The organism is Candidatus Venteria ishoeyi (assembly GCF_030378065.1).
GTDB lineage: Bacteria > Pseudomonadota > Gammaproteobacteria > Beggiatoales > Beggiatoaceae > Venteria > Venteria ishoeyi.
Window position 1 is genome coordinate 15,642 of sequence record NZ_JAUCGJ010000052.1, and the last position, 18,027, is coordinate 33,668.

Sequence of the window (18,027 nt, forward strand, 5' to 3'; positions counted from 1 at the left end):
AATTTGCTATGAGATGGAAGTGGTTTTCATTGAATTCCATAAGCCTGACGTATCAAAGTAATTGGATGGGCTGGCTCACGTCCATCTTTTAAGCCATTTTCAATGTGATGTCCCGCCATCGCGCAATCACTGCCATAGTGATCCGCTGCATTCTTCTTCACCCGATTCACCACGGGTTTAACAATTTTCATTGCAGTTTCATGGAATTCTTTTTTCACTGCATAAGTACCATCATGACCGGAACAACGCTCAATAATATCCACCTGGGTATCAGGAATCAGCATCAACAATTCTTTGGTTTTCTGCCCGATATTTTGTACCCGCTGATGACAGGCCGCGTGGTAAGAGACCTTACCTAGACCTTGTTTGAAATCCGTATTCAGCTTGCCTGCGCGGTGGCGCAACATCAGGTATTCAAACGGATCATAAAAAGCCTGTTTCACTTTTTGTACATCGGCATCATCGGGGAACATTAATGGCAATTCCTGCTTAAACATCAATACGCAGGAAGGCACCAGTGCAGTGAGATCATAACCTTCATCCACCAGTTTCGCCAGCACTGGAATATTAAAATTCTTGGCCTCTTCCACGGCTTCCAGATGCCCTAATTCTAATTTAGGCATACCACAGCAACGTTCTTTTTCTGCCAGAATGACAGGAATAGCGTTGTGTTCACAAACCGCAACAAAATCCTCGCCAATATCAGGCTCGTTACGATTCATATAACAAGTTGCAAATAAGGCTAATTTACCTGTGGTTGCGCCCGCAGCTTCTGCCTGGGCTTGGCTTTGATGTTTACTGATGCGATTGCGCAGGGTATTACTGTGATATTTTGGTAATTTGGCATCCGCATGTACACCCAGGGTTGCTTCCATGAGTTTGCGCGTGGGTTTGCAGTTATTGGCAAAGTTGACCACACCGGAAATAACCGGAATCCCCGCCAGACTACCTACCGCATCCGTACTGGTCAGAATTTTATCACGGTTTGAAACCTTACCATTTTTATATTTAACAGCTTTGGCACGCAACATTAAATGCGGAAAATCCAGATTCCATTCATGGGGTGGTACATAAGGGCATTTAGTCATATAACACAGATCACACAAATAACAGTGATCCACAACTTTCCAGTAATCTGACAGTGCAACGCCGTCCACTTCCAGGGTTTCAGATTCATCCACCAAATCGAACAAGGTCGGAAAAGCATGACATAAACTGACGCAACGACGACAACCATGACAGATGTCAAATACCCGCTCCAGTTCTGTAAACAGGGCTTCTTCGTTATAAAACTCCGGGTTTTTCCAGTCTAAAGCATGACGGGTTGGTGCTTCGAGACTACCTTCACGAACAGTGGACATCACCTTCTCCTTTTCGGGTTTGCATAAATTTTTTGGCTAAGCGTCTAAATTATCCAGTGCTTTCTGGAAGCGATTGGCATGAGAACGCTCGGCTTTTGCCAGGGTTTCAAACCAATCAGCAATTTCATCAAAGCCTTCATCCCGCGCTATTTTTGCCATGCCGGGATACATATCCGTATATTCATAGGTTTCACCGGCAATCGCGGTCTTCAGATTATCACTGGTACTGCCGATAGGCAGTCCAGTTGCAGGATCGCCGCTGACTTCCAGATATTCCAGATGACCGTGTGCATGACCGGTTTCCCCTTCTGCGGTGGAGCGGAAAACAGCAGACACATCGTTGTAACCTTCGACATCGGCTTTGGCTGCAAAATACAAATAACGACGATTGGCTTGTGATTCGCCAGCGAAAGCATCTTTCAGACTTTGTTCAGTTTTACTGCCTTTCAGTTCCATGATGAACTCCTTACAATGTTGATATAACAAAATGTAAGTCTTATTCTAGGTACAATAGCCATAAATTTCTAATGGGTGTTTCAAATGACACTAATAGGTAATACCTATGAATAAGGAGTGAGGATAAAATAAATACAGAAACTGGGCGCAGGATTTTTATTCATTTTCAAGGCGTGAAAACAGGCGCATAGCAAGCTATGTAACTGTTTTCGGAACGCAGAAAATGGAGAAAAAGACCAGCCAAGTTGCTGAAGTTGTAAAATTCTCGCTCCTAAGGAGTGAGGATAAAATAAATACAGAAACTGGGCGCAGGATTTTTATTCATTTTCAAGGCGTGAAAACAGGCGCATAGCAAGCTATGTAACTGTTTTCGGAACGCAGAAAATGGAGAAAAAAACCAGCCAGGTTGCTGAAGTTGTAAAATTCTCGCTCCTAAGGAGTGAGGATAAAATAAATACAGAAACTGGGCGCAGGATTTTTATTCATTTTCAAGGCGTGAAAACAGGCGCATAGCAAGCTATGTAACTGTTTTTGGAACGCAGAAAATGGAGAAAAAGACCAGCCAAGTTGCTGAAGTTGTAAAATTCTCGCTCCTAAGGACTTTATACGCAGATGAACTTAAAAGACTTAAAATATTTTGTGGCTGTTGCCAAAACGCGGCATTTTGGACGCGCAGCGCAACAATGTTTTGTCAGCCAGCCCACCTTGAGTGGGCAAATTAAAAAGTTGGAAGGAGAACTGGGCGTGGTGCTGTTTGAACGCACCCATCACTACGTGAGCTTGACCCGTATTGGTGAGCAGATTCTGGTACATGCGCAAGCCGCCCTGCAAGAGGCTGAAAGTATTCGCAGCTTGGCTCAGGTATACAAAGATCCATTGGCGGGTGAATTGCGCATTGGCGTTATTCCAACCTTAAGCCCTTATCTCATGCCGCTGGTACTGATGCCCATGCACCGCCAATATGTACAAGTGCAACTGAGTCTGCGCGAGGAAGTCACGGAAAACCTATTACGCTGCCTGCATGATAATAGCTTGGATGCCATTTTGCTTGCCACCCCCGTCAAAGATCCTGATTTAGCCGTCATACCGTTGTTTCGGGAACCTTTCTGGTTTGTACATCCACGCCAACATTCGCTGTATACCAAAGATGAAATTACTTGTGAAGATTTAAGCCAGGTTGACTTGCTGTTGTTATCTGATGCCCACTGCTTAACCCGGCAAGTGCTGGAAACCTGCACCCAGGAAAATCGCTCTAAACCTGCGCATTTGCCAGATTTGCGTGCTGAAAGTCTGGATACTTTGCTACAACTGGTTGGCTCAGGACTGGGCTGCACTTTAGTACCCGCCCTGGCAATTCGTGGTGCCTGGATGACCGATACCGGTGTTATTGCAAGGCAACTATCAAATACAAAAGCTTATCGTGATGTATCGCTGGTCTTTCGCCGCAGTTTTCCGCGCCGCCAGGTATTGGAGGTCTTCTGCGCTGTGGTGCATCAATATTTGCCCAATACCGTGCAGCCCTTAAGCGTTGCTGAAAATGGATGAATCAAATCTGATACGGTGCATGGTGCATAAGCTTATGCACCCTACCGCGCTTACACCTTAGCGATGCAACCAAACCCGCAATACTAATAAATAGTCGTCAAATCTTTTAACCCATCGCCCCAACCATAACTGATTATCACCATCAGCACAGTCAGTGAGATAAACAACAGCAGCGTAAAACGAATACGGCGATTGGCAAAACGCATTTCCATATAGTGATCAATCACCACCGTGCTTTTAAATCCAATCAGAAAGACAACGATCAGGGTTAAAGGCCATCCGGCATTGCCAGTCTCGGCCAGCCATGTACCGACAAGCGTTAAACTCACCAGTAATAACCATGTTTTTTCAGCGTGTTTCATCATCGTAGTATATAAAATAGAGGAAAAATCACCAGCCAGATCACATCCGTGGCATGCCAAAACAATGCCGCTGCTTCAAGCCCGTGATAATCCGTGGATGAATAGGAACCTAAACCAGTTCTGATAGCGACCCATGCCAGACCTAATAAGGCCCAGAAAACATGTACCAGATGATTGAGCGTCAGGTAGTAGTAGACGGTATAGAAAACACCCGTCTCACCATCTATGCCATGCGCAATATTCCAGCTTATTTCAAAGTATTTAACAATAGGATAACCCAGCCCCAGCACAATGGCGGCAATAATCCAGCGCAGGCTGGCCTTTTGATTATCACTGCGGATGTGCTCCACGGCCTTAACCATGCAGTAACCACTGGTGAGCAGTAACAGGGTGATGGCTGTCCCTGCCAGAGTCAGCAGCTTGTCCGGGCCGATGTTAAAGGCTTCCTGGTTATGTACTTTGGCGATAAAATAGAGTGTAAACAGCATTAAAAACTCAACCAGAATACAAAAAATACCCACCCAGATCGCTGTATTACCAGGTATGCGTTTCTGCTTATTTTCATCAGCAGGTATCTCAGTGTCAGCAAGGGTTTTGGAATAGTTCATCTGATTGGCTTATTTCAAAAAAGGATGTTTATTTGTCGCAAACAGTAACATCATGTAAAGATATGATGCTTTGATAAGTATCAACAAATCAGAAATAAAGTGTAGAAATTTTCCTGATACCTGTAACAAGATTACGAAAACTATCAGAACGGATATTATCAGGTGTCAGTAATTTTCCGATTGCTCGCGAACCACTGATTTTCTGATAACGCCCTTTGCTGAGTTTTTTCAATTCCTGTTTGCCTTCAAATACCAAATAGCGTACAAACGTATCTTGTGGAATAATTTTAGGCAATAAACCTTCAAGCATTGCGCGTGCTGAGGGTTCTTCGAGCAGGAATACCAGCTCATTCATTGTGGGTCGGCCCCCTCGAAAAAACCTTGCTTCCACAAGTAGCCCATTTTATCGCCTTCCGCCATATAGGCTGAGAGTTGTGGGTCGTCTTTGGCGCGGCATATTTTGGTGCAGCCATTAACCTTTACCAGCCAAAATACTTCATCTAATTCCGCAGCATTAAGAAAATCTGGAGAATGCGTGGAAACTAAAACCTGCCCGCCCTGATTGGCATATAAACGAAATTCTTCTGCTAATTCTCCCATCAATTTGGGGTAGAGTTGGTTTTCCGGCTCTTCTACGCATAGCAGCGGATGTGGTTTGGGGTCGTAAAGTAATACCAGATAGGCAAACATTTTAATCGTGCCATCGGATACATAACGATCCAGAAAGGGGGTTTTAAATGAGCCATCCTGAAAACGTAATGTTAAATAACCATCATCCATGAGCTTGGGTTCGATATGCTGCACCCCCGGCACGCGCTGGATCATATTTTCCAGAATGCGATTAAATACTGTTGGGTGCTGTTCATGCAGATATTGCGCAACTCTGGGCAGATTATCACCGGTTTCCGATAAATGTTCAGAGTCTCCCGCCGCCTCCTTGCGTCCACGCGCGACATTAATATGAAAATCAGAAACATGCCAGGATTCCAGTAAACGCCGGAAGGCATTGGCTGCCTTGAAACGCTCAAATTGCCCTAAGCCCTTGAGGGCGAGAATATCCGGTGAGTCCAGTTTTTGATTTTCCCGGGTCAATTTTTCATCAGGCTTGTTAAAATCTTCTTCATTGCTAATGGCGTAACCTTCTCCATTGGCAAAATCAAGAAAATGATAGGGGCTGCCGTGCGCACCACGTTTGTAACGTAAAATTTCCCGTTTCACATAAGGCGCGCCTGCACGTTCAGCAATTTCCAGAGAATAGGTAACTAAACGTTGTTTATCAAGAATTGGCATCCGATATTTGATTTCAATCAAAATGCTATCATCGTTGCTGTCACGGCTCAACACTTCCTTAAAACGTCCCCGCGCATCCAGTGCTTGTCGGACGTTACCCTGAAGACAGTCATGCAAAAAGCCGAATACTTCAAACAGCGTGGTTTTGCCTGAGCCATTTGCACCGACGATCACGCAAAAATGAGGAATATCACGAATTTCAACATCCCGAAAGGCTTTAAAATTTTTCAAGCGGATGGATTCGATTTGCATTATGTTGATTCCTTTGACTACCCTCAAAAACCATTAAACGTCATTCTATCGCAAGTCTTTTCCCTTGTCTTAGCCGTTTAATGATTTTCCCGCACCCCATAAAACAAAGCAAATAACACCGGCACTACAATCAAGGTCAATACCGTTGCAAACCCCAGCCCGAACATAATCGTCACTGCCATAGGCTGAAAGAACACATCACCCAGCAGCGGCAACATGCCTAAAATCGTAGTAACTGCCGCCATGCTGACCGGGCGCAGGCGACTGACGGCAGCATCACTGATGGCGCTGTGCCAGTCCTGATTTTCTGCTTCATGCAGGCGTTTGATTTCTTCCACCAGCACGATGCCGTTTTTAATTTGCATCCCAATCAGGCTGAGCACGGCAAGCAGGGCGGTGAAGCTGAAGGGCGCACCAGTCAGCAGCAGGCCATAAGCCACACCGATAATCGCCAGCGGCACGGTAATCCAGATCACCAGGGTTTGTTTAATGGAATTAAACATAAATACGTTGATGATGATCATCACTAATATGCCCAGCGGTACAAACTCAAATACCGCCTTATTGGCATCCTGCTGGGCTTCGTATTCGCCACCCCATTCCAGGCTGTAGCCGGGTGGCAAGGGCAAGGCTTCAGCAGGGCCGCGTAATTTGGCGTGGAGGGCAAAGGCGTTGCTGTTGGGGCCGGGGTCAGCAAGTACAGAAAGCGTGCGTTTGCGGTCGCGGCGTTTAATCAACGGGTCTTCCCAACTGAGTTGAATATCACGCATGAATTGCCCGACATTAACATAAGTTTGTTGCACCGGGCTGTAGACCTGAGTTTCTTTTAATTGTTCGACACTGCGGCGTTCATTTTCCGGTGGGCGGATAATAATCGGCAGGATTTCCGAGCCGTGGCGATAAGTCCCAACCTGTTGACCAATAACCGTGGTTTTCAGCGCCCTGTCCAAATCCGCCTGACTGATACCCAGGCGGCGCGCGGCAGCGGCATCAAATACCGGACGCAACACCTTGCTGCGCTCGCGCCAGTCATGACGCACATTAATCGCATCCGCTTCGGCATCAAACAAGGTGATTATTTGCTTGCCCAGTTGCCGTAACAGAGCAGGGTCGGGGCCACTGATGCGTGCTTCGATCTTGGCGTTGGTCGATGGCCCCAACGCTGGACGCTGGAAACGCACAAATGCCTGGGGATAAGATTCATATAGCAGTGTACGCACTTTTTCCAGTGCCGGACTGACCTCATCAAAACTATGCGCCTGCACCAAAAGTTGCGCATAACTGGAATAGGCTTTTTCCGGCTGATAAGTGAGCATGAAACGCTCCGCGCCGCGCCCAATGGTGGCAGTGACTTGTTTCACTTCAGCCAGTTGCAGCACTTGCTGCTCCAGGCTTTGAATATCTGCGCTGGTAGCGCGGATGTCGGTACCTTCCGGCAGCCAGTAATCCACCATAAACAGCGGTAGAGAACTGTCAGGGAAAAAAGCTTGTTTGACCTGTCCGAATGCAAACACAGCCGACACCAGCAGGGCAAGCATCAACGCCATAGTACTCCAGCGAAAGCGCAGCGTGATGTGCAGCAAGGCGCGGTAAATACGGTAAGCAATGCCGCGATAAGGGTCGAGGTTTTTGCTGATGCTTGTCGGTTTTTGCTCCTTAAATAACAGGTAACAGAAAAATGGCGTGATAGTCACCGCTAACACCCAGCTTAGCAATAGCGAGATAAATAACACCCAGAACAGGCTGCCGGTAAATTCACCACTGGCATCCGGGGATAAACCAATCGGCGCAAAGGCGGTAATGGCAATAATGGTTGCGCCCAGCAAAGGCCAGCGGGTGTGGGAGACGATGCTGATCGCCGCTTCCATGCGGGTTTTACCGCGTTGCAGGCTGATCATAATGCCTTCGGTAACGACAATGGCATTATCCACCAACATGCCCAGCGCAATAATCAAAGCACCCAAAGAAATGCGGTGTAACTCAATGCCATAGATATTCATGACAATAAATGTGCCGGAAATCGTAATCAGCAACACACCACTCATCAGCAAACCGGGGCGCAGGCCCATGGTGAACATCAACACCACAATGACAATAACAACAGCTTGCACCAAACCCACCAGAAAGCTATCCACGGAGGCTTTTACCTGCCCCGGTTGATCGTAAATGGCCTGGATTTCAATACCCAGAGGACGAGCGTATTCCAGTTCTGCCAGACGTTGCTGTATGCGCTCCCCAACTTCAACAACATTGACATTGGCAGCGAAAGAAATCCCCAGGCTCAGTGCCTGTTCAGCGTTGAAACGGTACAGGTGCGTGGGTGGTTCGGCGTAGCCTTTGCTGACTTTGGCAACATCACTGAGATACACCAGACGCCCTTCACGATTACCCAGCAGCAGACTGCCCAGTGACGTGAGTTCTTCAGCCCCTTGTAGCAGTGTACTGATGCGTAAATATTCACTGCCAACCTGAATATGCCCGGCATCATTCACCAGGCTCTGACCCGTGAGCAACTGACGAATTGCCGCAACGGAAAAGCCGGAAGCGGTTAGTTTTGCCCGATCCACTTCGATAAATATCTGTTCCGCCAAGCGACCGCCAACACTGACTTTGCCAACCCCATCCACCAGTACCAACTCACGACGCAGGAAATCCGTATAATCCGCCAAATCCTCATAACTATAACCCTTGCCGGTAATAGCCAAAAACACCCCATAGACATCGGCAAAATCATCATTAACGATAGGTGTGCGCGCACCGGGTGGTAGTCGGCCTTGCATGTCATTGATTTTGCGCCGCATCTCATCCCAGATTTGCGCTAAATCATCCTTGCGATAGGTGCTTTTCATTTCCACTTCAATCTGTGACAGACCGGGACTGGAAACGGAAACGATTTTATCAACATAAGTCAATTGCTGAATCGCATTTTCAATTGGCAGGGTGATTTCCTCCTCAACTTCCAGTGAGGAAGCGCCTGGATATTCGGTGATAACCACAGCTTGCTTAATGGTAAAAGCCGGGTCTTCCAGACGGCCCAAATCAAGAAAGGATAGGATACCGCCGCTAATAAGCAGTAACACCACCATCCAGGAAACAGTGCGATTGTGCAGGGTATATTCGGTGAGGTTCATGGGCTGAGCGCCTTAAGGTAAACGGTCTTCAGGTTTCGGTTCTATATCTGGTGCTTTATCCAATACCGCCAAAAACTTCTCACGATTACCTCGTGCTGCACGTTTTTTCAGATAATCTTCAGTCATCATCGCGGAAAGTTTTTCGCTTAATGCCAAAGCAACCAGTTGGTCTAATGGGATATTTTCCTGTTGTGACAAGTCACGAATGCCTTTGTAAACAGCATCAGGTACATTGACGTTTAATTGAGTCATGGTAAATCTCCAGTCAATAGCAAAAATTCTTTGGGTGTTAAAACTTGAATGCCAAAACGAAAGACATTCGGAAAATCTCTTTTGTTAAAACTGATAATAAAATCCGCTTCAGCTTCTACAGCCAGTTCCAGCAAAAAATCATCATCAGGATCAGGCAACTGAGGTCGCCAAAGATAGAAAATCTGGCGATGTTTACAAATAGTGCAAAAGTAATCCAGGAAATCTTCAATGGCTTGGTCAGTCACGCCTAAAACGGGCATGATGCGTTTACAAACTTCTTCATATTCCAGCAACAACGGTACGGACAAGTTAACTTGCCAGTCACGCTCGCCTAACAAACGTAATAATAAGTTTGATGCACCACGTCGGGAGCGCATGGCAGCAATGATGATGTTGGTATCCAGGACAATATTCATAGTCGTGCCAGTTTGGGTGCGCAACTCTTCAAAAGCATTTGCTTGTGAGCTGTTTAGGGGGTGAATGGCTTTCCAATCTAAATTCATGAAACTAAGGAGCGAGAATTTTATAACTTCAGCAACCTGGCTGGTCTTTTTCTCCATTTTCTGCGTTCCGAAAACAGTTACATAGCTTGCTATGCGCCTGTTTTCACGCCTTGAAAATGAATAAAAATCCTGCACCCAGTTTCTGTATTTATTTTATCCTCACTCCTAAACACTGTACTCTAATAATAATTCTGTCACTGTAGCGACTATGGTACATCGTTTTCCACTTTAAAAATGATGCTTGCCATTACTGTAGAATGCTACTGTTATTTGATTATTGTTTTTTACAAACCCCGCTCTTTAACCAAAGCCCGTACCTGCATCCCTTCGCGCAAATAAGTCACCCCGGCGGCAATCACGGGTTCCCCCGCTTGTAGACCGCTTAATACCCGTAAATGGCCTTTACTTACTGCGCCGATCTGGACTTCGCTGCGGTGTACCTGCATATCTTTTTTCACTTTCCATACCCAGGTTTTGCCTTCCTGTTCAAATACGGCAGCTAATGGTACCAGTACGCCGGTTTGCACAGGTTCCAGCAACAAGCCACTGAGGTTCACTTCCACATTCACCGCCATACCGGGCAATACTGCGAAGTCCTCAATTTGCGGCATGGTGTGTACCACGCTATAGGTGCGGGTTAGCGGATCAGGTACCGATTCAAACTCCTTGAAGCAGGCACGATAGTTTTTGTCAGGATGGGCATTAAAGCTGACTGTCACGCAAATACCACTGGGATCTTCAACTTTTTTCAGTTCCGCCAGCAGGGTTTCCGGGACGCTGAAACGTACATCCAGGCTGTCATCGCTGCGCAGTTGCAATACCGGGGTCTGTGCTTTGACCGCTTGATAATTCTCTATGCTGACATGCGCAATCACCCCGGCAAATGGTGCATTCAGGTGGGTATATTTCAAATTATCCTGCGCTTGTGCCAGGGCTGCCCGTGCTGCTTTTAACTCGGCTGAAGCCTTATCAACATTGGCCTGGGCAGTATATTTTTTATCAAACAGTTTTTTGGTCTGGTTATATTGGGTTTTAGCCAGTTTATATTTAGCCTGATACTCAGCCAGGGTATTGCGAAAATCAGTATCATCCAGTTGCGCCAGTAAATCCCCTTGTTTGACGTTCAAACCAGGTTGCGCAGGCAAGGCTTTGAGTTGACCGCCAACCCGAAAGGCCAGATCAGATTTACGTGAGGCTTCAACCGTACCAGGATAAACCCGTTTCACAGGCGCGCCAGCAGCCTGGGCGATGAAAATTTTTGCCGGACGTATTTTTGCCTCTGGCGCGGCTTGTTCTTCTGCTTGTAAGGTACAGCCGCTGATTAAAATGCTTAAACTGAGCCAAAATAGTGCTGTGATGTCGGTTCTCATGTTTCTCTCCCATAGATTTTCAGGTCAGCCTGAAAATCTATATTTTTTAATAAACATTGTTGAATGTATGTTTACAGGGTAAATAATTTAGAAATTTCTGTTCTGGAAAATACTAATTTTCTTGCATGATTTTAATAATACGTTCATCCAAACATGAACGCATAAACTGATTCATGGCGGCTTCATTGCCGGTAGCATAAAAATCCAGCATTTTTTCATTAAATTCCAACTGCCTTTTGGCAGGTAAATTAATCGCAGGATAACCCTGACTCAGCAATAAACCATTCATCATAAAACGTCCCATGCGCTTGTTCACATCATAAAAAAATTGAACGCGGGACATGGTTAAAAATACATGAATAGCCTGATCATAAATATCTCCAAGCTTCCCCAAACTTTCCAGCATATCAGCAAAATATTGCTCTAATACAGTATAGCTCGGTGGTACATAATCGGTTCCGGCAATCAACACACCACCACTGCGAAACGCGCCCCATTGCAAAGCTTCCTCTTTAGCTGCAATTGCATGTAGTTCGCAGGCGCTGGTTTTGGAGAGTCGAAAAGTACCCTGCTCAATCCAGTTAAAGAGTTCACGCCATGCATTGCCCTGATTTAGCGCAATTTGCTGATCAGATAATTTATGCCCGCCGACCGTAATACCATCCAGCAAGGTCTGAATTTCCGGCAAAGTCAGTGCAATACCTTCAAGGTTCACTGCATCACAGACAAGTTCCGCTAATTGGCGTTTGACTATCATCAACGCTTTGTCGATATTTGGCGGCATATGCCAGTATAAATCGTTCACAATCTTCTTTTCACTCGCTTACATACGTTTTTGAATGTATAATTATAGTCCTAAATTTTGAGAAAGCAAGGTATCCGATTATGGCGCGTAAAACCAAAGCAGAAGCGGAGCGCACTTATCATGCGCTGCTGGACGCGGCAACCTTATTGTTCATTGAGCAAGGGGTGGCAAAAACCACGCTCAATGATATTGCGCATCGTGCAGATATGACCCGGGGCGCGGTGTATTGGCATTTTAAGAATAAGGATGCAGTGATTCAGGCATTATGGGAACGCAATGCCAAAACCATGCACGATGGTTTTGTCTATCGCTTAAAAAATCTTGATATGACTTGTCCGGCAGCAGATTTTCGTGATGCGATAAAAGCATTATTACGCAGAGCCGTGACCGACCCTCAGCTCAGTCAGGCCATGCGCATTGTCATGCACTGTATTGAATTTACCGATGAAAAAACAGAATTACAAAGTTTTTTATACACTTGTCGAGATGAATTCTATGAAGCGCTGCAAGTGGCGCTGCAAACGCTCGAGCAGCAGGGGGCGCTGCGCCGTGACCTGCCCGTAGCGGTTTTAATCAGTAGTTTGTGGGCTTACCTAAATGGTCTGGTGCACACCAACCTGGAACCGGGCAGTAAAACCGTTGACTTGCAAGCCTATGGTGACAAGCTGCTGGACTTGTGGTTGGACGCAGTGCTGAAATGAAAGTCATCCTGCATTTTGTGTTTGCAGGTTTGAGTCTTGCCGTATTTGCTGGTTTATCCCTGTATTTTATACACATGGCTTGGTACGCCTGGCAGCTTGAACAAGCATTGGATACGCGGGGCGTTATGACCACAGCAAGCATTACCGCCTGTCATCCCGGTAGCAAAAGCACCCCCGTGGAATTTGAATACCATGTAGCCAATGCCAATGGTAATAAACGCCTTTATCAAGGCCGTAATCAAGGCGGCGGCGGTAGTGCTGCAAAATGCCAACGCGGTAAAACCATAGTGGTGCGTTATCTGCCGGAAGCCCCTGAACAAGTGCAACACAGCCGTTCAGCGGATTTATTTTTTGGCATCATTGGCAGTATTGCAGCTTTGACAATACTGTTGGTACTGATTCGTCTGATGATTAAAGAAGGCATCGTGCCAAAAACTTAACACACCGTCATAATAATGGGTGTTACGCAAAAGCTTCTTTTTCACAGGTTTTGAAGTTTTGAAACGCGAAAAAATCACTTTTACTTCACGCTGATTTTCATTTACACCTAAGCACTATCAATAACTTGGCATAAGGTGGAAGCGGTTTTCAATGCCTTAAGCAGTGCAAGAAGCCTCCACCGAACTCAGCTTATATTACCAAGATTTCATCTTGCTTTAGCTGCAAAAGCATACTCAATTATGGCAAAATAAAAGGTTCTATGTGACGGATGAAAGATTAAAAACAGGCCACAATCAATGGAAGCAGTACAAGAATTTTTTCATATGGGCGGTTATGCCTTTTATGTCTGGGCATCGTATGGCATTGCCGCCGTGGTGTTATTTTTTAACTGGATGAGTCCGATTTTGCGGGAACGGGAAATCAAAAAAGGATTAGCGCGCAAAGTGCGTAGGAGCCAAAGATGAGAGCAAAGCATAAACAACGACTGGCGTTGGTGGTGTTATTGGTATTAGGCGTGGGCATTAGTGTCGCCCTGGCATTAACCGCATTTAATAAAAACCTGCAAGCCTATTTTACCCCCACGGAAATTGCCAATGGGGAAGCACCCAAAGGCCAGACAATTAATGTCGGCGGCCTGGTGAAAGAGGGCAGCGTACAACGTGCCTCAGACAGTTTAAAAATCCAGTTTGATGTTTCCGATACCGCTAAAGAAGTCAATGTGGTGTATGAAGGTATTCTGCCGGACTTATTCCGCGAAGGCCAGGGCATCGTCGTTACTGGAAGAATCCAGCAGGATGGTACATTTTTAGCCTCGGAAGTATTGGCCAAGCATGATGAAACCTATATGCCCCCGGCTGCCAAAGATGCGATTGATGCAGCGCAACACGGCAAAAACACAGCGCCTCACGGCGCAGGCGAGGAGTAATCATGGTTCCTGAGCTTGGGCATTTCGCCCTGATTCTGGCTTTATGTCTGGCTATTGTACAGACAGTTTTTCCACTCATCGGCACCGCGCGCAACATCCCCAACTGGATGGCAGTCGCACGTCCAGCAGCAACTGGGCAATGGGTATTCATGCTGCTGGGATTTGCCTGTCTGACTTACAGCTTTATTTATAATGATTTTTCTGTCGCCTATGCGGCACAACACTCTAACAGCAACCTGCCGCTAATCTATCGGATTTCCGCAGTCTGGGGTGGACATGAAGGCTCCTTGCTATTGTGGGTTTTCATTCTTTCAAGCTGGACGGTGGCGGTGGCTTTCCTCAGCCGCAGCCTGCCAGAAGATATGGCAGCGCGTGTACTTGCAGTCATGGGTTTTATCAGTATTGGTTTTTTACTGTTTATGATCATGACCTCCAACCCATTTGATCGTTTATTCCCCATCCCTATGGAAGGGCGCGATCTCAATCCCTTATTACAAGACCCCGGATTAATTATTCACCCACCAATGTTATACATGGGTTATGTCGGTTTTTCTGTGGCCTTTGCTTTTTCCATCGCAGCCTTGTTAGGCGGTAATCTGGACAGCGCCTGGGCGCGCTGGTCACGCCCCTGGACGGTCGTTGCCTGGGTATTTTTAACTGCGGGTATCTCCCTGGGGAGCTGGTGGGCCTATTATGAACTAGGCTGGGGCGGCTGGTGGTTCTGGGATCCGGTAGAAAATGCCTCATTTATGCCCTGGCTGGTAGGCACGGCACTGATGCATTCCCTGATTGTTACAGAAAAGCGTGGTACGTTTAAAACCTGGACCGTCTTACTTGCTATTACTACATTTTCACTGAGTTTGCTGGGTACATTCCTGGTACGTTCCGGGGTATTAACCTCAGTTCATGCCTTTGCCACTGATCCTAAGCGTGGTGTTTTTATTCTGGCTTTTCTGGTTGCAGTGGTGGGCTTCTCACTGGTGTTATACGCCTGGCGCGCGCCCACTGTGGGCAAAGGTGGACGTTTCTCCTTATTTTCCAGAGAATCCTTATTGTTGTTTAACAATGTGTTATTGATTGTTGCAGCAGCGGTTGTCTTACTGGGCACCTTGTATCCCTTGTTCATGGATGCCCTGGGACTGGGTAAAATTTCTGTAGGCCCGCCTTATTTTGATACCGTATTTTTCTATATCATGATACCGCTGGTGATTTTAATGGGCCTGTCTGCCGCCATGCGTTGGAAAAAAGATGACAGCAAACGTATTTTCAACAACCTGTCTTTGGTCATAATAATCAGTATTGTGGGTGGTTTTGCCCCAGTCTTATTATTGGGCAAAGAAGGCTGGACAACCGTTCCCGGCATGATGGGCGGTTTATGGGTCATGCTCACCAGCCTCCAGGGTTTACATGATCGCAGCCGTAATAAATCCGGTCTCTGGGCTAAATTAAAAGCAATACCACGCAGTTACTATGCAATGATGATCGCACATTTTGGTTTTGCCGTTACCATCATCGGTATTGTTATGACCAATGCCTACAGCATTGAAAAAGACATACGCCTGCAATTAAACAAACCGCTGCATATTGGTGAATATGTGTTTGAGCTGAAAGCACTTAACGCCCATAAAGGGCCAAACTATATTGCAACCAGGGGACAGGTTGAAGTCTACAAGGATGGAACATTGGTCACCCTGCTGGAACCGGAAAAACGCAACTATCCAACCAAAGGTATGCCGATGACAGAAGCAGCGATTGATCCGGGTTTCTGGCGTGATATTTATGTCGCCTTGGGTGAACCTTTGGGTGACTCAAAAGACTGGAGTGCGCGGGTGTATTACAAACCCTTCATACGCTGGATCTGGCTGGGTAGTATTTTCATGATGCTGGCGGGCTTCCTATCTGTGACTGACCGGCGTTATCGCCGCCTCAAGGTGCGTGACAGCGACCGCATCATGGCTTCCAGAGTTGCCGAAACTGCATAGGATACGCTGATGAAATCAATAAAATTTTTATGGCCGCTGATTATTTTTGCGGTATTAGTTGGTTTTTTGTATGCCGGTTTAAGCCTGAACCCGCGTGAGATGAAATCCACCCGCCTGGATAAACCCGCACCTTTTTTTAAGCTGCTTGATGTACAAAAACCAGAAAGCTTTTTTAGCAGCGAACAGCTAAGAGGTAAGGTTTCTATTTTGAACGTCTGGGCATCCTGGTGCGTTTCCTGTCGTCAGGAACACCCGCTCTTGATGCAGTTATCCAAACAAAAACGCATCAACTTATACGGCTTGAACTGGAAAGACACCCTGCCTGCGGCACAGAAGTGGCTGGCACAACACGGCAATCCTTATCTTGCCAGTGCCTTTGACACAGATGGTCGGGTGGGTATTGATTATGGCGTTACCGGCACCCCGGAAACCTTTATTCTCGATAAAAAAGGCATTGTACGTTATAAACACGTCGGCCCGATTGGGGTGAAAGACTTTACTGATATTTTCTGGCCCATGATTCAGGAACTGGAAGCGGAACAGGTATAGGTTAGACAGATAACACCCCTTCAAGGGGTGTTATCCGTAAAGCGATAAGCAAGCAGCCCGGATGGTACTTGCGAAATCCGGGAATATTTGAGCCACAAAACCTCCTGCACCTGCTGCACCTGCTGCAAAAGTTTCTTGAATTTGGGCTGGCTTTTCAGTATTGACAATAACAGTAGGGTCATTCATAGTGAGCATCCTGAACGAATAAAAATCCTGTTCCAGATTTTTCGCGTTATATCCAATATGGTGGAAAATCTTACGGGATATTGGGGTATATTGAAATAGTCGGCGATATGTCCGGCTATAAACAAGTTATGGGCACTGCTCCGCTACGCTACGCAGCGCCCATAATGGCGAGTTGAGGTGAAACACCCCAAACGATTGTCATTGTTCTGCGTTGCTACGCTCTCACAGCCCGATAACAAACGTTCGAGGTGACGATTTCTCCGTATAACGCCCCCGCCAGGTCCATTATACGGACAAATCGCACCTCAACTCGCCATTAGGTACAAAAATACCGAAACCAGATACAAACGGAGAAATTAAATTTATGTTAAGCCTTTATATCAACAAACAACACAATATTTTTTTGCCAGTAATCATGGTTGCATTGTTATATGTATTAACCATCCGCCCTGCAATAGCTGTGATTAATTTGATTGATCCAGGCATTAGTGAACCAATCACCTATACGACAGATCAAAATCTACCACATACTATCAACAACACGGGAGACAACCTTAAAGTAATATTCGGCGCTGGCATAAACAATATTTCGCCTGGTGAGGAAATGCGGGGTCTGTTTTACAAAATTTACTTGGCAGGGGCGACATTCGAGGACACGCCTGCAGCATTCAATTCGGCACTAAGTGTCCAGCTTGCTGATTTATCAGGTTATGCAACACTAGATTTTATTAGTGGTGCAGGTTCCTCTAAACTTATTTTTGTTCTTCACGGTGATGGTAATACTTCGGTCAATCCATTGAAGTCTAGTATATTGATCATACCTTCGATTACTCTTACTGCAAATGAAAATGTGACTATTCGTGCTGAAGTAGAGTATTGGGATGGAACGAAATCTGTAACAGGAGAAGATAGCGGCACATTGGTCAATTTCATTGATCCCGTTCCTCCTGTTTCAGCCTCATTACCCACTGCTCCCCTTGCTTTATTCTTGAGCTTATTATTGGTTGGTGGCTTTGCTTTTCGATCACGGAACTTGTAAGTTCGTAAAGAAAGAGAACAGTACTTTTTTAAACAATTGAGGTTAGATTAAAATTAATTCTCAAATTAGAACAAGCTCAAATTAGAAAAATTAGAAGAGAAAAAAGACTCCCTTCAAAAAAAATTACAAAAAATTACAAGACAAAAAATTACAAGACAGCCATTGTGCGACAAGCGAAGCTTGTCATTTCTTACAGAGTGAAAGTCTCTGTCTGGTGTAATCAAGTAATTGATTACAAGAAGGTCTAACCAACCACCAGTAGCGAGTGT

20 protein-coding genes are annotated in these 18,027 nt (G+C 45.9%); 8 read left to right on the forward strand and 12 right to left on the reverse strand.

What is annotated here, in order from left to right:
* Positions 1 to 26: 26 nt before the first annotated feature.
* Together QUF61_RS15040 and QUF61_RS15045 are read right to left on the reverse strand one after the other, a co-directional pair.
* Complete coding sequence (locus tag QUF61_RS15040; RefSeq protein ID WP_289682438.1) at positions 27 to 1,361, reverse strand: heterodisulfide reductase-related iron-sulfur binding cluster; 1,335 nt, start codon at positions 1,359 to 1,361, stop codon at positions 27 to 29.
* Positions 1,362 to 1,397: 36 nt separating this feature from the next.
* The gene (locus tag QUF61_RS15045) at positions 1,398 to 1,817 is read right to left on the reverse strand and encodes a rubrerythrin family protein (RefSeq protein WP_103919737.1); all 420 of its coding nucleotides are present in this window, start codon (positions 1,815 to 1,817) and stop codon (positions 1,398 to 1,400) included.
* 612 nt (positions 1,818 to 2,429) lie between these two features.
* Here QUF61_RS15045 and QUF61_RS15050 point away from each other — a divergent pair.
* Positions 2,430 to 3,362, forward strand: a complete 933-nt coding sequence (locus QUF61_RS15050; protein WP_103919736.1) for a hydrogen peroxide-inducible genes activator — start codon at positions 2,430 to 2,432, stop codon at positions 3,360 to 3,362.
* Between the two features lie 83 nt (positions 3,363 to 3,445).
* Here QUF61_RS15050 and QUF61_RS15055 read toward each other — a convergent pair whose 3' ends face one another.
* The 9 genes from QUF61_RS15055 to QUF61_RS15095 all read right to left on the reverse strand — a co-directional run bounded on the left by QUF61_RS15055 (position 3,446) and on the right by QUF61_RS15095 (position 11,935).
* Entirely contained in the window at positions 3,446 to 3,727 is a 282-nt protein-coding gene (locus tag QUF61_RS15055) for a cytochrome C oxidase subunit IV family protein (protein ID WP_103919735.1), read from the reverse strand.
* Positions 3,724 to 4,332, reverse strand: a complete 609-nt coding sequence (locus QUF61_RS15060) for a cytochrome c oxidase subunit 3 family protein (protein WP_103919734.1) — start codon at positions 4,330 to 4,332, stop codon at positions 3,724 to 3,726. The genes QUF61_RS15055 and QUF61_RS15060 overlap by 4 nt, the downstream gene beginning before the upstream one ends.
* An 88-nt stretch (positions 4,333 to 4,420) precedes the next feature.
* Positions 4,421 to 4,687 (reverse strand): hypothetical protein, encoded by a 267-nt coding sequence (locus tag QUF61_RS15065; RefSeq protein WP_289682440.1) that lies wholly within the window; start codon positions 4,685 to 4,687, stop codon positions 4,421 to 4,423.
* Positions 4,684 to 5,874 carry an AAA family ATPase gene (locus QUF61_RS15070; protein WP_289682442.1) on the reverse strand — a complete coding sequence of 397 codons (1,191 nt, stop codon included), beginning with the start codon at positions 5,872 to 5,874 and terminating at the stop codon, positions 4,684 to 4,686. Before QUF61_RS15070 ends, QUF61_RS15065 begins: the two co-directional genes overlap by 4 nt.
* Before the next feature lie 77 nt (positions 5,875 to 5,951).
* Positions 5,952 to 9,005, reverse strand: a complete 3,054-nt coding sequence (locus QUF61_RS15075; protein WP_289682443.1) for an efflux RND transporter permease subunit — start codon at positions 9,003 to 9,005, stop codon at positions 5,952 to 5,954.
* 12 nt (positions 9,006 to 9,017) lie between these two features.
* A complete protein-coding gene (locus QUF61_RS15080; RefSeq protein ID WP_103919730.1) occupies positions 9,018 to 9,257 on the reverse strand; it encodes a toxin-antitoxin system HicB family antitoxin in 240 nt (79 codons plus the stop codon).
* Positions 9,254 to 9,895, reverse strand: a complete 642-nt coding sequence (locus tag QUF61_RS15085; protein WP_289682446.1) for a putative toxin-antitoxin system toxin component, PIN family — start codon at positions 9,893 to 9,895, stop codon at positions 9,254 to 9,256. The genes QUF61_RS15080 and QUF61_RS15085 overlap by 4 nt, the downstream gene beginning before the upstream one ends.
* Before the next feature lie 149 nt (positions 9,896 to 10,044).
* Positions 10,045 to 11,130, reverse strand: a complete 1,086-nt coding sequence (locus QUF61_RS15090) for an efflux RND transporter periplasmic adaptor subunit (RefSeq protein WP_289682448.1) — start codon at positions 11,128 to 11,130, stop codon at positions 10,045 to 10,047.
* Positions 11,131 to 11,242: 112 nt separating this feature from the next.
* The gene (locus QUF61_RS15095) at positions 11,243 to 11,935 is read right to left on the reverse strand and encodes a Fic family protein (RefSeq protein WP_289682449.1); all 693 of its coding nucleotides are present in this window, start codon (positions 11,933 to 11,935) and stop codon (positions 11,243 to 11,245) included.
* 80 nt (positions 11,936 to 12,015) lie between these two features.
* Here QUF61_RS15095 and QUF61_RS15100 point away from each other — a divergent pair, with 80 nt between their 5' ends.
* The 6 genes from QUF61_RS15100 to QUF61_RS15125 all read left to right on the forward strand — a co-directional run bounded on the left by QUF61_RS15100 (position 12,016) and on the right by QUF61_RS15125 (position 16,533).
* On the forward strand, positions 12,016 to 12,636 hold the full coding sequence (locus QUF61_RS15100) for a TetR family transcriptional regulator (RefSeq protein ID WP_289682450.1): 621 nt from the start codon (positions 12,016 to 12,018) through the stop codon (positions 12,634 to 12,636).
* Complete coding sequence (locus QUF61_RS15105) at positions 12,633 to 13,076, forward strand: DUF3592 domain-containing protein (RefSeq protein ID WP_289682451.1); 444 nt, start codon at positions 12,633 to 12,635, stop codon at positions 13,074 to 13,076. The genes QUF61_RS15100 and QUF61_RS15105 overlap by 4 nt, the downstream gene beginning before the upstream one ends.
* Before the next feature lie 297 nt (positions 13,077 to 13,373).
* Positions 13,374 to 13,541, forward strand: coding sequence for a heme exporter protein CcmD (ccmD, locus tag QUF61_RS15110; protein WP_103919725.1), 168 nt, complete (start codon positions 13,374 to 13,376; stop codon positions 13,539 to 13,541).
* Positions 13,538 to 14,002: a cytochrome c maturation protein CcmE gene (gene ccmE / locus QUF61_RS15115; RefSeq protein WP_103919724.1), complete on the forward strand. Its 465-nt coding sequence runs from the start codon at positions 13,538 to 13,540 to the stop codon at positions 14,000 to 14,002. The genes ccmD and ccmE overlap by 4 nt, the downstream gene beginning before the upstream one ends.
* 2 nt (positions 14,003 to 14,004) lie before the next feature.
* Positions 14,005 to 15,984, forward strand: coding sequence for a heme lyase CcmF/NrfE family subunit (locus tag QUF61_RS15120; RefSeq protein WP_289682453.1), 1,980 nt, complete (start codon positions 14,005 to 14,007; stop codon positions 15,982 to 15,984).
* A 9-nt stretch (positions 15,985 to 15,993) separates the two neighbouring features.
* On the forward strand, positions 15,994 to 16,533 hold the full coding sequence (locus QUF61_RS15125) for a DsbE family thiol:disulfide interchange protein (protein WP_289682454.1): 540 nt from the start codon (positions 15,994 to 15,996) through the stop codon (positions 16,531 to 16,533).
* Between the two features lie 30 nt (positions 16,534 to 16,563).
* On the opposite strand, the gene QUF61_RS15130 is transcribed toward QUF61_RS15125, so the two are convergent.
* The gene (locus QUF61_RS15130) at positions 16,564 to 16,719 is read right to left on the reverse strand and encodes a hypothetical protein (protein WP_289682455.1); all 156 of its coding nucleotides are present in this window, start codon (positions 16,717 to 16,719) and stop codon (positions 16,564 to 16,566) included.
* 364 nt (positions 16,720 to 17,083) lie between these two features.
* On the opposite strand from QUF61_RS15130, the gene QUF61_RS15135 reads away from it, so the two are divergent.
* Complete coding sequence (locus tag QUF61_RS15135; protein ID WP_289682457.1) at positions 17,084 to 17,758, forward strand: hypothetical protein; 675 nt, start codon at positions 17,084 to 17,086, stop codon at positions 17,756 to 17,758.
* The last annotated feature ends 269 nt before the right edge of the window (positions 17,759 to 18,027 follow it).

Excerpts from the sequence above, each read along its gene's own strand:
- QUF61_RS15120 (WP_289682453.1), top strand. The coding sequence starts at position 14,005 with ATGGTTCCTGAGCTTGGGCATTTCGCCCTGATTCTGGCTTTATGTCTG.
- QUF61_RS15130 (WP_289682455.1), bottom strand. The coding sequence starts at position 16,719 with ATGAATGACCCTACTGTTATTGTCAATACTGAAAAGCCAGCCCAAATT.
- QUF61_RS15075 (WP_289682443.1), bottom strand. The coding sequence starts at position 9,005 with ATGAACCTCACCGAATATACCCTGCACAATCGCACTGTTTCCTGGATG.
- QUF61_RS15060 (WP_103919734.1), bottom strand. The coding sequence starts at position 4,332 with ATGAACTATTCCAAAACCCTTGCTGACACTGAGATACCTGCTGATGAA.
- QUF61_RS15090 (WP_289682448.1), bottom strand. The coding sequence starts at position 11,130 with ATGAGAACCGACATCACAGCACTATTTTGGCTCAGTTTAAGCATTTTA.
- QUF61_RS15070 (WP_289682442.1), bottom strand. The coding sequence starts at position 5,874 with ATGCAAATCGAATCCATCCGCTTGAAAAATTTTAAAGCCTTTCGGGAT.
- ccmE (WP_103919724.1), top strand. The coding sequence starts at position 13,538 with ATGAGAGCAAAGCATAAACAACGACTGGCGTTGGTGGTGTTATTGGTA.
- QUF61_RS15055 (WP_103919735.1), bottom strand. The coding sequence starts at position 3,727 with ATGATGAAACACGCTGAAAAAACATGGTTATTACTGGTGAGTTTAACG.
- QUF61_RS15050 (WP_103919736.1), top strand. The coding sequence starts at position 2,430 with ATGAACTTAAAAGACTTAAAATATTTTGTGGCTGTTGCCAAAACGCGG.
- QUF61_RS15125 (WP_289682454.1), top strand. The coding sequence starts at position 15,994 with ATGAAATCAATAAAATTTTTATGGCCGCTGATTATTTTTGCGGTATTA.
- QUF61_RS15040 (WP_289682438.1), bottom strand. The coding sequence starts at position 1,361 with ATGTCCACTGTTCGTGAAGGTAGTCTCGAAGCACCAACCCGTCATGCT.
- QUF61_RS15045 (WP_103919737.1), bottom strand. The coding sequence starts at position 1,817 with ATGGAACTGAAAGGCAGTAAAACTGAACAAAGTCTGAAAGATGCTTTC.
- QUF61_RS15100 (WP_289682450.1), top strand. The coding sequence starts at position 12,016 with ATGGCGCGTAAAACCAAAGCAGAAGCGGAGCGCACTTATCATGCGCTG.
- QUF61_RS15105 (WP_289682451.1), top strand. The coding sequence starts at position 12,633 with ATGAAAGTCATCCTGCATTTTGTGTTTGCAGGTTTGAGTCTTGCCGTA.
- QUF61_RS15135 (WP_289682457.1), top strand. The coding sequence starts at position 17,084 with ATGTTAAGCCTTTATATCAACAAACAACACAATATTTTTTTGCCAGTA.
- QUF61_RS15065 (WP_289682440.1), bottom strand. The coding sequence starts at position 4,687 with ATGAATGAGCTGGTATTCCTGCTCGAAGAACCCTCAGCACGCGCAATG.
- QUF61_RS15080 (WP_103919730.1), bottom strand. The coding sequence starts at position 9,257 with ATGACTCAATTAAACGTCAATGTACCTGATGCTGTTTACAAAGGCATT.
- ccmD (WP_103919725.1), top strand. The coding sequence starts at position 13,374 with ATGGAAGCAGTACAAGAATTTTTTCATATGGGCGGTTATGCCTTTTAT.